This is a genomic window from Candidatus Nealsonbacteria bacterium, assembly GCA_011050465.1.
Classification (GTDB): domain Bacteria; phylum Patescibacteriota; class Minisyncoccia; order Minisyncoccales; family RBG-13-36-15; genus RBG-13-36-15.
Genome location: DRFQ01000010.1, coordinates 100,538 through 111,806, shown reverse-complemented (window position 1 = coordinate 111,806; position 11,269 = coordinate 100,538). Strand labels below are relative to the sequence as shown.

Sequence of the window (11,269 nt, the reverse complement as noted above, 5' to 3'; positions counted from 1 at the left end):
TCTGCACCTGCCAGGAAAAGTCCAAACCAGGGCCGTAGCCATCCGTCCAGGTGAGGGTGTCGTCGTTGAGCACCGCGTCCACGGCCTGGGGCATGGCTATCTGCTGTATCCGGCCAAGGTCGTTGGAGTATTGCAAGGCCATCGGCTGGAACTTGACCCATTCATCACCCTTGCGGTACTCAACGACCCGACCCGCGTTTAGCTGCGACAGGGCCCTCACCTCGAAGTCAGCCTTGGTCATCTCCCAGTCCCAAGGGACGGTAGAGGGGACGAATGTCGTATCTATCTCCTGGTCATTATCGGGGCCATAGTGGAGAGGGCCCATTGAAACATCCAGGGTGAACCGTTGTCTGCCATCGGGCGTATCGGCAATACGGTGCTTGATGGAGTTGCGATCGCGCTCAACAACTACGGCCTCGGGATGATCAGCGCGAACCTCGGTCTGGATTTCAGCGGCTGGATTAGCGGCAAGGATGGACAACGGGAGAAATGCGAGGGAATAAGATGCAAGGAAGGAAAAGATAAGAAGGGAAAAAAGAAAACGTTTTTTCTCTCTCTTGGCAAAACTAATTAGGCCTAACCTTAGAGATTTGTTGAAATTGATTATATATGGATCCATGTCTTTATTTAGAATTTTGAATTTTTAACTCTTCTTCAATTTTCAACAACCTATTATACTTTGCCATTCTTTCTTTTCTGGTAGGGGCACAGGTAGGATTCGAACCCGTCCCGGTCGTCCTGTATACATAGACGGCTTGCCCCATTAGAAATCTACGAATGACAAACTAAAAACCTAATTCGAATTATAATCAAGCTTTCGTTGCCAAAGATTTCTAACGGGGCGGTCGCTTGAACTAAGCACAAGCGTGCTTCAAGAACCGTTCTCGGACTTTTTTAGCTCCGTTTATTGTTGGAGTTTACTGAGAATCCTGCCCAGGGCCTCGATCTCTTGACCGTAAAGGGCCCAGTTGCCTTCTTTTTGGGCTTGCAGGGCTCGGTCAAAAATTCGCTTGGCTTCAGCTATTAGTTCTTCCTTTGTTTTTTCCTTCTTAATTTCTTTTTCCGGCACTTTCTCTTCAGCTCCTTCAAAGATCTGCCAAAGGCTTTCCTCTAAGGTTTTTTCCATAGCAATCCGGTTCTCGTAGGCTACAATCACTCGTTTTAATTCCGGAATTTTACCGCCTTCGGCCCGAAGATACAAAGGCCGGACATAAAGCAATGATTCTTCGATCGGAATAACCAGAAGGTTTCCCAGAATTACTTCCGAACCTCTTTGATCCCAAAGAGAAATTTGGCGGGAAATTTCAGCATCCTGATTAATCCGGTTAATAATCTGCTTGGGGCCGAAAACTAATTTTTGCTTAGGAAAACGGTAAACTACCAATTTTCCGTAATTTTCACCGTCTGACCTGGCTACCATCCAGGCAGATAAATTATCTTTCCCTCGAGGAGTAAAGGGAATCATCAAGATGAATTCTTCTTTGGTTTCTCCTGGTAATTTCATTATGATATGACGCATCATCGGATCTCCTCTTCCTTCAGCTATTACTGGAATCTGCCACTGATCTTCTTTATTGTAAAAAATCTGGGGTTCTGCCATATGATAAACGGTATAAAGGGCGGTCTGGTAAGCAAAAATATCCTCGGGATAACGGAGATGCCTTCTTAAATCCTCGGGCATCTCTTCAAGGGAGAGAAAGCTCCCTTTAAAAATTTTGGCATAAGTTCGGATTAACGGATCAGCGGGGTCAGCAACATAAAACTGCATCTCCCCGTCATAAGCATCGATAACTACTTTCAAAGAGTTTCGGATATAATTTAATCCTTTATCCCACGGCAAGAAACCCTCTATAAGTTGAGCATAAGGATAACGGTTGCTCGTGGTATAGGCGTCATAAATCCATTTTAACCTTCCCGAATCAGTAACTACCAAATAAGGATCGCTGTCAAAACGCAGAAAAGGCAAAACTTTTCTCACTCTTTCCTGGATATTCCGGTAATAGAGAATCCGGCTTTCTGGAGTAATATCGTTTGACAAAAGAATTTTTAAAGAATTAAACCGGGCAGCAAATAAGGCTTTCTTGACAAGACCATCAACCACTACCCCTCCTTTGCCAGTATAAGTAGTGAAAACATTTTCTTCACCGGAAGGATAATCAAACTCTTTGGCTTTGGTTTTAACAAAAACATAATCGGAAGAAAGTTCCCCAAAATATATTTCCGGACGAGTAACTTGGAGGGATTCCTTAGTAGAGACTGGCGGTAGATCTTTTATAAACAAAACCGGCAGCCCCTCTTTGGTTGCTTCGTTAACCGGTCCCAGAGCAATTCCAAAACCGTGGGTGAAAGTTAAACGAGTGTTAATAAACGTCCGATGGGGCAGGTTCTCGGTATTTAACTCTCGGGGAGAGAGCATAATCTGGCGATATTCTCCATCAATTTGATAGCGATCGTTGTCAATGGAAATAAAATCGTAGTAGGTGCGAATTTCCTGAATTTGGCCGAAGGTATCAAGAAGAGGTTCTCGGTCCCAAAGCCGAATATTTTTAATCGTAGATTGGTTGTTTTGGATATCAGCCATGGTCAGAGTCGTTTCTCCTCCAAGATCACGCTTTTCAATTCTATCTAACCCAAAAGCTTTTTGGGTGGCAGCAATATTATTGATAATGTAAGGAGATTCTTTAACCAATTCATTGGGAGCAACGATAAATTTTTGCAAAAGAGCTGGGTAAAGCCAGCCGCCGATGACAGAAACTCCAAGATATAAACCAACTGTCATAAACAAAAAACGTTTCTCGGACCTAAAAATATTGATAATTACAAACAAAGCTCCCAAAAGCAGAACAAATGTAAGTATTTTTAAAACCGGCAAAGTAGCGTGAAGATCGGTATAGGAGGCTCCGGTGAAAGGACCGGTAGTCGAATAAAGAAGGCTGGGTATTTTTATAAAATAAGTTGTGGCAGCCGCCACCAGAACAAGGAAAAAGATCAACACCGAGAGGTGAATTTTGGCCGGTTTTGCTATTCCAACTCTCATGAGCTTTCCCTCGTTCGAATAACGAAGAGGTTCGGGATTGGCTCGCCCGCCTAAATTTTGCTTCGCAAAATTTAGGTAGGCTCGAGGGAGAGAAAGACTGCCTCGGAAAAAATAAATAAGACCGGCTCCAATCAGGGAAACAAAAATAATCCAAAACAAAACTCCCGAAATCCACTGCCAGAAAGGTAAATCAAAGAAATAAAAAGAAATATCCCTCTGGAAAACCGGGTCTAGGATGCCAAAACTGGTTTTGTTAAAATATTTAAGAACGGTGTCCCAACTACTCCCGCCGGCTAAACCGGTAAAAAATCCAAGAACTGCAGAAATAACCAAACCGAATTTGTTTATATGTTTTCCGATGTCAATTTCTCCTCCTTTCTCGTCCAGTTTTATGAGAATCGGTTTTCCTTTGGTAAAATGTGTGGCTAACCTAAAATTAATATATATAAAACTAAAGGTCAGCAGACCGATAATAACCCCCAGGATAATTTTAGTTCCCAGAATGGTGGTAAAAATATTCTCAAAACCAATTTCCTGAAACCAAAACCAATCAGAAATCAAACCAACAATGCCAGTAATACTCGGCACAATAAAGAGCAAGAGAATTATAGCAACAAATAAAAGAAAATGTTTTTGACTCATATTTCAATCATTCGACAAGCTCATGATAGTGAACTCCGTCGTCCTTCAACTCGTTCAGGACGACCCTGCCTTCGACTGGCCCTGAGGGGCCGCTCAGGCCCTCGAACGGGAACTTGTTGAATGGGTCGAACCATAAATTCAGTACGATATTATTTTAACCTACCATTTTGCTACTTACAAACCCCGTAGGCAGTCTTATTATAATTTTCCAAAGCTTAAAATCGGTACTCTAATTGGTTCTACTCTGGAGAAGTTTTTCCAGAACCAGATTCTGACCTGTTCAAAATGCTCGTCGGCAGGTTTCCTTCGTCAAGACTTCGGAAGACGAACGACAGCTTTCCCTGTCCGTCCGAAGTTCTGAAGGAACGAAGGAGGACTTATCCGTCCGTGGTCCCGTTCTGCGGGACATAGGAGGAGAACCTTTTTTGTGAAGATTTAAGACTTAAACTCAGCTATAGTTTTAAAACTGCATGTGCAAGGAGCATTTTTACACATGTAGCAATTATTAGAAAACATAATAGAAAGTTCTTTTGCCATACTTTCTTCTATTGAATTAAAAACGCCCATAAAACAGGAGAATAAATCTGCGGCCTCTAATGGAATATTATTAAAATCCTCTTCCTTGTGTCCTCCTCTATAAGCTAAGATTGCTTCTGCAAATTCACCGATTTCTTCTGCTAAATGAATGCCTACGTGTTCTAAGGTTCGAGTTTCTGACGGATATATTTCACTAAACATGACTTGGAAGTCTTTAAGCGTTTTTGGACGTTTTTCTTCGTCTACAAAAACTTTTTGTCTTTTTCCTACTTTATTTTTTTTACAAGAGCAAGGGCACGAAGCACAATAAGAGCATAAATAAGGGAATCTTTTCCAAACTTCGTTCTCTAAACCTATGTGAAATTGGTTCATCATGGACATTAACCAGCTAAAAGAAATTAATAAATTAACTTTGGTTTTGTCTCTGTCTTCTTTCCTAATACCTTTGAGTCCTCTTGTTATGAAACGCTCTATATTAGTAAGCATGTCCCATGAACTAAAGAATCTATCGTTAGGTAGCCTATAAACCTTTTGAACAAAATCCTGATATTCATTTATTGTGGTGTGTTGTGTAACAGAAGCCATATCCCCAGATGTTTTATTTTAATATAATTAAAAGTTTGGAACAAGCCCGCAAAATAAAAAGGCCTCGGCGAGAGCCAGAGGCTTCTTATTGTTTACTCCAATAAGCCTCCTTTAATTCTTCAGTTTTGAGTAAAACCCACATCTTTTCTTCTGGGCATTCGCATTCAAAATACATGTAATTAAGGGTATCACCGATAAACTTCAAAGGCTTTCTGCATTCTGGACAACTCAGTTCTCCCTCAATCCGAATGACTTTCCTCTCTTCTGACTTCTTGGGCATCTCCCTCCTCCATCGTTTGTTTTGTATGGCTGTGTAATGTTCTATTCCCTATTCTACAAAATCTCAGAAAAAAAACAAGTAAAAGCCCGAGGCAACAACCCTCGGGCGGCAGTTTCTAAGCAATAGATGAAGTTACGATTGAGTTTTACTTTTTCCTATTGAAAAACAGATTCTCAAGAAATTCCAGTTCTTTCATTGGTTTGTAGTCAAACGTAGCAACAAAAGATTCTCCAATCTTTTCATTCTCTAAGATTATTTGAAATTTATCACTTTTATTAAACATACACTCTAAAGTCAAAAAGTGATGATGCCAAGGCACTCCATTCTTACAATAAGATTCTGCTATTTCAACGATTTCTTCAAGATTTGTTTCTTTCATATACTTTATTCTACCAAAAAATCGCCTTCTTGGCGATTTCATTTGTTAAATTCAGTTCTTTCCAAACAAAAAATCCATCTGAAAGATAGGTAGAAATGAAAAGAGCCACCGATGTTGTTGTGTGGTGGCCCTTGCGAGTGTGAGGACATAAGTCCTCAAAAAGTGCTGGGGCCGACAGATGTCAGTAGAGACGAACTGGCACGTCTCATTCAGATCGCCCCACCTGTCAACTGTCAGCCAATAGTGTTATAGCAACCCCACAGAATTTGTCAAATCCCCTTCCCCCCGTAAAACAAAAACCCCAATAACAATAAATTGTTATGGGGCTAGTCCGCCGATTAAGACGGGCATTAGTTTACACTAAGCTTGTCGAAGGGTTCCCCCTACTAGACGCGTTCAGAACCATTGATTGGGGTAAGATTAAAGAAAGACTTAGAGATTTGGAACCTCTTATGGGTATTTATCTGACTCCCTTGGCTGGACGGCGTTAGAGGTCACTCAGTCAGTTTGGCCCTCCAAAATTAAAGACTATTCAATATCTTTAAGATTGCCACCAATGCAATAAGTGCCCAGATGATATTCAATGCTCCTGGCTGGTAAGCCCTCTTATAGAATGAAACAACTACAATCCCGATAGCACCTGTGATATTTAGTAATTGAAAAACCAAGTCTGTTGATTCTAAAACACTAAAACTTACTAACGCATATGCTCCTACAATTGCAGCCGCTCCATACCACCCAAAAATTTCAATAATTTGTTTTTTCATAATGAAAGACAATTTTATTTTCATTTTACCATAATAAAAACCCGAGAGAAATCTCGGGCGAAAAATCATAGGCGGCTCGGTCGCAAGAACCGAGGCTAGCCTGCTCCTCAGTTCAAAGCTTATTATAATTCTTGAAAACTGGGAATATATGGCAATGCTTAAAGAAAGGCTGTTAGAGATTAAGAGATTTTATAAGAATTGTAAGTTAGCGTCCCTGGTGGGACGATGTTAGAAGCTATTTTACTAATCTTACTGCCGTTCCATAGGCTAAAAGTTCAGCTGCACCGCTCATAACTTGAGAGGTTGTGAAACGAACACAAACAATTGCATCTGCTTCTAATTTTTCTGCTTCCTTAGTCATTCTTTTAACCGCTGTTTCTCTTGCTTCGTTTAATACCTCTGTGTATTCTTTAATTTCTCCTCCGACTATATTTCTTAAACCAGCTAAAATGTCCTTACCAATATGCTTAGCTTTAATAGTGTTTCCCTTAACCAATCCCAAGGTTTCTTTGATTTCTTTTCCAGGAATTTTATCTGAAGTTACAAGTATCATAAATCTTTTTCTTTTAACCTTTCTTTAATGAGAGAGATTAAAATAATAATTACTCCTAATATTATAGCTACAATTCCCAACCTGACCACGATGGGAATAGTTGAATCATCAAAAAATTTATATAAACCAAAACCGACTATAGCAAGTGAACCTGCGAAAAAAAATGTTAATCCTAAAATATTTAACGGCTTCATTTTTTTATTATAGCATATTTTACCAAAAAAAACCGCCTTCTCCTCCATGGGCGGACAGGTTGGCGATTTTCTGAAGCTAACTTCCGCGGGCAGGACTCGAACCCGTCTCGGTCGCACTAGGGCTATGGCAACCGGGGAAATTTGCCTAGTTTAGTATTCATACCAGACATTTTGTCCATTATTTAAGAACGTATTATTCTTGAGGATATTGTCTTTGAGATTTGGATCTTTCGGCGGAACAAGAAAGGAAAGACCGCTTCCGCAATCTTTAATGATGTTACCGGTGATAAGCGGCGAACCGCCATCGATGATAACACAGGGACGATTCTTGTTCGGGCCAATAGTGTTATTTCGAATCGTAGGAGAAGCGTTATGCATATCAACTAACTCATGGCCAGCATCGTAAATCATGTTATTCTCAACCACCACGGAACTATTAGCGCACACTGCACACTCACCTACATGTCTCAGAATATTATGGCTGACCACTGTGCCGTTGCCAGGATCAAAGTGACGGTAGTACTCCATTGTGAAATAAGAGAAAATGCCATGATCAAACTGAAAGGAGTTCCAGTCGTAGATACTGGGGGTTGGGCTGTCTGAGGTGATGGTGATCATTTGCTCGGGTGTCCCCACCGCATGTAAAGTGCCATGGATGCGTATAGAGATATGATTGCCCTCGTCCCGGAATGGTTCGCCAAAGTGAACACCTCGATAATACGGATCTTCATCTGGGTGTTCTTGTCGGATACCTTGCTGCATATCGAACGGCCAATCGAACAGATTCTCCACGTCCTGATTAGCGGCAATGAGCACTATGGTGCCCGGCTCAATGGTCAGTGTGACCCCCTCTTCAACAATAATGTCGCCGATAATATGGATTTTCCCCCTCCAAATTTCATCTTCAAAGACAGTTCCTTTCCTTGTGGTATTAGAAACCTCTCTAGGACCTTCTTCCTTCGGAATAATTTCTTCTTTCTTCTCTTCTTCTTTTTCTTCGGGACCAGAAGTGTTTTTCCAAACAAAAAATCCTCCTATACCTAAACCGATTAAAACTATTAAAACAATTAAAATTTTAATATTCATTCTCCTATTCTATCAAAAAACCGCCTTATTGGCGATTTCTTTTCGTAGCTGGGGACCTTGAACAAAGTTACTGTGTCCTTCCGAAACCCGAAGGGCGAAGGAGGAGAACCTGGTGGTTGGAGAGTTGTGGAGTAAAAACAGCAAGTTTAGCTTAAAAAAGTTATTAGGTTCCGAATAATTCTTTCTGAATTATGTCTATTCTTTCCTTCAACCACTCGGGATCTTCTGGTATAGTTAATCCTTCTAGTGCTTCAGATTTATAAATAGTCTCGGTGTTTTTTACAATATCATAAAGAGAAATGTGCAACGCAGGGTAACGATTTAAAATCGCAGACTGAATAAAGATAAATTGATCATTGTTTAACCAAAAAGCAATCCAATAGCTACAAGGTGTGCCGCATATCTTAAGATTTTCTACCATTCCATTATTATTACGGTTGTAAATATCTAATCTTGAATCAGGTTCTCCGAAATAACCAAAAATAGAGACAGCTTTTGTTTCATTTGGTGAAAATATCCATTTAGGATCTTTTTTATTAGAAGGTGGAGAAGGAAAGGTTGTTTCCTCGCCATATATTATTTGCTTTGTTTCTTTTTCGGTAAATTTCAATTCAGGGTTAACCTCAATGATTGTATTAAAATATTCGGTGAACTCTGGATCAATTATATCCCCGACTGGATTAACTGTAGTTTTTTCAATAAACTTAAAAGTAGAAAGAATCTGGTTGTAAATAGAATAAGCACTCTCTGGTATAGGCTCATTAGGATCTGTAGCGCCTACTGCAATTTCAAATAAAATACCATTATTTTTGAAAAAAGTATGTGTCGAACCATAATGTCTTTCAAGTTTATCAAATTTTATAGAACCTGGAATAGGACTAGAGACAAAAGAGGAACATGATGCAAATGATTCAGGGCAATAATTTCCGTCCTCTATCCATTCTTCTGGGGTTGAGAACGTTTTAGCTAAAGATACATCAAAAACCGGATAGTTAATCGTTGTATCTTTTTTTGTAAACCTAACAACAACGCTCATTTGGTCTGTATTAAGTTCTGCGTCGAATTCTTGAAAAGTAAAATCACTTGGATATTTTATCTCAAATCCATACTCATCGTTTTTATAAGTCTTCCAATTGACGGTTTCGTCTTCTGGCGGTTTTACCTCTGGCAGTTTTAATTCCAATTCAGCTAATTTAACCTCCAACTCCTTTATCCAAGAGTAGTAATAACCCAAAATCCCTCCACCAACAATAACAGCCAAAACAACAACAATTAAGATGTATGTTAGGTTAGTTTTACCCTGAGTAATGAATGGCATAATTATTTACCTATTAAGCGTTTAATCTTTTTCCTTTACGAGGCCTTTTAAGTGTAACTTCATAGAATAGATAGCTAATATGGTGGCAAAAAATAAAGCGGCTGATAGTCCAACGGCTATAACAGCAATAATACTATAAAATTCAAAGGCCTGAGAGTAAAAAGGCAACCCTATGACAAAATAGGATATGGTGGGACCCAGCAAGGAAAACATTAGAGAGACTTTCAAGAAAAGCTTAAGAGCCTTCTTGTTTTGCTCTATGTCTTCTTTGATAAAAGAACGCAATACAATAATAAAAGGATAGATAAGAAAAATAGCAAAAATAACTAAAACTACCTCAGTTATAGAAAAAGGAATACCATCTTGAAATAAGAAAAATAAAAAATAGGGATAAATTAAAATAAAAAGAGCTTTTAGGCTAATTGATAAAATGGTTAATAAAATTGATAAAATGGTTAATAAAAATCTCATCTTTTCTCATTATACCTCCTTCCCTGCAAAACAAAAACCCGAGATATTCACTCTCGGGTAGTAGCTCCCCAGTTCAAACCTTAAACGAACTTTAGAGGACTTTGGGTATATGGCAATGGTGAAGGAAAGGCTGTTAGAGATTAAGAGGTTCTACAGGAATCTGAAATTATCTCCTGCTGTAGCAACTCATTGAATACCATAATGTCATATAGAATTTGGCTCTGTATAAACAAAAAGGCGGTTTGAAATTATCGCACCGCTTTGAAAATATTTTCAAGAATTTCAGTCGTCATATGACGGAGAACTAGTAGCATGACTATAATAACCTTCAACTCTACCTTCTATGTAGCCTAAAATAAATTTACGATAGAACTCAGCTATCCCTTGAGCAGTTGTTATTTCTGCGGCAATTTTCCTCATTCTAGTAAGGTCAACCTCTATCTTTTCTCTGCAAAGCTCAAGTGCTTTTTGAGTTGTTTCTTGAGGTGTCCAGCCTATTAACCGTGCTTTTTCTACAACATAACTCCCATCAAATTCATTAGCCTTGTTTGTAATCGTTACGTGACGTCCAACTTTTTGACCAACTCTTTGACCAACAAGAGGATGAGAAGTAAAAATGAAGGGCGAGGGTGTTACCTCTTGCTGCAAGCCTCCTGCAGAATATCTGGACGTAACATATTCGTGAATTTTGCCAGTCACAATTAATATAACCTTTTCAGATTCTCCAAGGTGGTGAACATCTCCGTTGACGTATACTACGCCGTAATCGCATTGAGTTAGGCTGTTAACGTCCCCATCAACATACAGAGTTCCTCCACTTAGAGCAGAGACCTCTTCAATGTTCCCGTGGCAAATAACCACTCCTTTATCAAGAAAGGTTCCTAGTGTCGGGAGAGTAGACCTTGCGACTTTTGAGCGAACTAACGCCTTGCTTTTGCCTTTTCTTGTTTTTTGCGTCCTGCCCGAATCCAAAAGCGAACCCTGGTCTAGCTCTGGAACAATGATTTCTACTGCTTGACCGTTATTTATAAGACAGTCGGCGAGATAAGAAGCAAATTTTGATAAATTGTGGGGGTGTTCACCATTTCTGATGACGCTTTCCAGAAAAACAAGGAAATTCCTGTCTTTCGCAAGTCTCTCTAGCAACTTTTCCTCTGGATTAGTTACCGTTCCTCCCATCCAAGCTGTAATATAACCTTCTTCGTGAATCTGTTGAGCATTTTCTAAATACCAAATATACTGATTATCGTCTAAATGCCTCGCATAACCGGGTTTGGTGATAGGGGTGCCGTCTATAGCAATTTGCCTTGCAAAACTAGTTTTCTTTCCCTTTGTCAAGGTGCTTCACCTCCTTCTTTGTGATTGTATACTCTAATAATCTATTTAATAAGTCAAGCCCTCAAAACAAAAAACCGCCTTC

At 39.7% G+C, this 11,269-nt stretch carries 13 protein-coding genes; all 13 read right to left on the bottom strand.

Features of this window, described 5'->3' with window-relative positions; all coding sequences use genetic code 11:
- Positions 1 to 619 (bottom strand): hypothetical protein (locus tag ENH66_04110; GenBank protein ID HDZ54848.1); only part of this gene is annotated, 619 nt, incomplete at its 3' end.
- A 4-nt stretch (positions 620 to 623) separates the two neighbouring features.
- Positions 624 to 764 (bottom strand): hypothetical protein, encoded by a 141-nt coding sequence (locus tag ENH66_04105; protein HDZ54847.1) that lies wholly within the window; start codon positions 762 to 764, stop codon positions 624 to 626.
- 140 nt (positions 765 to 904) lie between these two features.
- Positions 905 to 3,679, bottom strand: a complete 2,775-nt coding sequence (locus ENH66_04100; GenBank protein ID HDZ54846.1) for a UPF0182 family protein — start codon at positions 3,677 to 3,679, stop codon at positions 905 to 907.
- A gap of 435 nt (positions 3,680 to 4,114) precedes the next feature.
- Positions 4,115 to 4,801 (bottom strand): hypothetical protein, encoded by a 687-nt coding sequence (locus ENH66_04095; protein HDZ54845.1) that lies wholly within the window; start codon positions 4,799 to 4,801, stop codon positions 4,115 to 4,117.
- An 85-nt stretch (positions 4,802 to 4,886) separates the two neighbouring features.
- Positions 4,887 to 5,081: a hypothetical protein gene (locus ENH66_04090; GenBank protein ID HDZ54844.1), complete on the bottom strand. Its 195-nt coding sequence runs from the start codon at positions 5,079 to 5,081 to the stop codon at positions 4,887 to 4,889.
- 145 nt (positions 5,082 to 5,226) lie between these two features.
- Positions 5,227 to 5,460: a hypothetical protein gene (locus tag ENH66_04085; protein ID HDZ54843.1), complete on the bottom strand. Its 234-nt coding sequence runs from the start codon at positions 5,458 to 5,460 to the stop codon at positions 5,227 to 5,229.
- Positions 5,461 to 5,981: 521 nt separating this feature from the next.
- Positions 5,982 to 6,227, bottom strand: coding sequence for a hypothetical protein (locus ENH66_04080; GenBank protein HDZ54842.1), 246 nt, complete (start codon positions 6,225 to 6,227; stop codon positions 5,982 to 5,984).
- Between the two features lie 235 nt (positions 6,228 to 6,462).
- Positions 6,463 to 6,780, bottom strand: coding sequence for a YbjQ family protein (locus ENH66_04075; GenBank protein HDZ54841.1), 318 nt, complete (start codon positions 6,778 to 6,780; stop codon positions 6,463 to 6,465).
- On the bottom strand, positions 6,777 to 6,974 hold the full coding sequence (locus ENH66_04070) for a hypothetical protein (GenBank protein ID HDZ54840.1): 198 nt from the start codon (positions 6,972 to 6,974) through the stop codon (positions 6,777 to 6,779). Before ENH66_04070 ends, ENH66_04075 begins: the two co-directional genes overlap by 4 nt.
- A gap of 150 nt (positions 6,975 to 7,124) precedes the next feature.
- The gene (locus tag ENH66_04065) at positions 7,125 to 8,060 is read right to left on the bottom strand and encodes a right-handed parallel beta-helix repeat-containing protein (GenBank protein ID HDZ54839.1); all 936 of its coding nucleotides are present in this window, start codon (positions 8,058 to 8,060) and stop codon (positions 7,125 to 7,127) included.
- Between the two features lie 163 nt (positions 8,061 to 8,223).
- On the bottom strand, positions 8,224 to 9,378 hold the full coding sequence (locus ENH66_04060; protein HDZ54838.1) for a hypothetical protein: 1,155 nt from the start codon (positions 9,376 to 9,378) through the stop codon (positions 8,224 to 8,226).
- Between the two features lie 21 nt (positions 9,379 to 9,399).
- Entirely contained in the window at positions 9,400 to 9,849 is a 450-nt protein-coding gene (locus ENH66_04055) for a hypothetical protein (GenBank protein ID HDZ54837.1), read from the bottom strand.
- 282 nt (positions 9,850 to 10,131) lie between these two features.
- A complete protein-coding gene (locus tag ENH66_04050; protein HDZ54836.1) occupies positions 10,132 to 11,187 on the bottom strand; it encodes a hypothetical protein in 1,056 nt (351 codons plus the stop codon).
- Between the last annotated feature and the right edge of the window lie 82 nt (positions 11,188 to 11,269).

Excerpts from the sequence above, each read along its gene's own strand:
- ENH66_04085 (HDZ54843.1), bottom strand. The coding sequence starts at position 5,460 with ATGAAAGAAACAAATCTTGAAGAAATCGTTGAAATAGCAGAATCTTAT.
- ENH66_04070 (HDZ54840.1), bottom strand. The coding sequence starts at position 6,974 with ATGAAGCCGTTAAATATTTTAGGATTAACATTTTTTTTCGCAGGTTCA.
- ENH66_04095 (HDZ54845.1), bottom strand. The coding sequence starts at position 4,801 with ATGGCTTCTGTTACACAACACACCACAATAAATGAATATCAGGATTTT.
- ENH66_04060 (HDZ54838.1), bottom strand. The coding sequence starts at position 9,378 with ATGCCATTCATTACTCAGGGTAAAACTAACCTAACATACATCTTAATT.
- ENH66_04080 (HDZ54842.1), bottom strand. The coding sequence starts at position 6,227 with ATGAAAAAACAAATTATTGAAATTTTTGGGTGGTATGGAGCGGCTGCA.
- ENH66_04075 (HDZ54841.1), bottom strand. The coding sequence starts at position 6,780 with ATGATACTTGTAACTTCAGATAAAATTCCTGGAAAAGAAATCAAAGAA.
- ENH66_04055 (HDZ54837.1), bottom strand. The coding sequence starts at position 9,849 with ATGAGATTTTTATTAACCATTTTATCAATTTTATTAACCATTTTATCA.
- ENH66_04090 (HDZ54844.1), bottom strand. The coding sequence starts at position 5,081 with ATGCCCAAGAAGTCAGAAGAGAGGAAAGTCATTCGGATTGAGGGAGAA.
- ENH66_04100 (HDZ54846.1), bottom strand. The coding sequence starts at position 3,679 with ATGAGTCAAAAACATTTTCTTTTATTTGTTGCTATAATTCTCTTGCTC.
- ENH66_04105 (HDZ54847.1), bottom strand. The coding sequence starts at position 764 with ATGGGGCAAGCCGTCTATGTATACAGGACGACCGGGACGGGTTCGAAT.
- ENH66_04065 (HDZ54839.1), bottom strand. The coding sequence starts at position 8,060 with ATGAATATTAAAATTTTAATTGTTTTAATAGTTTTAATCGGTTTAGGT.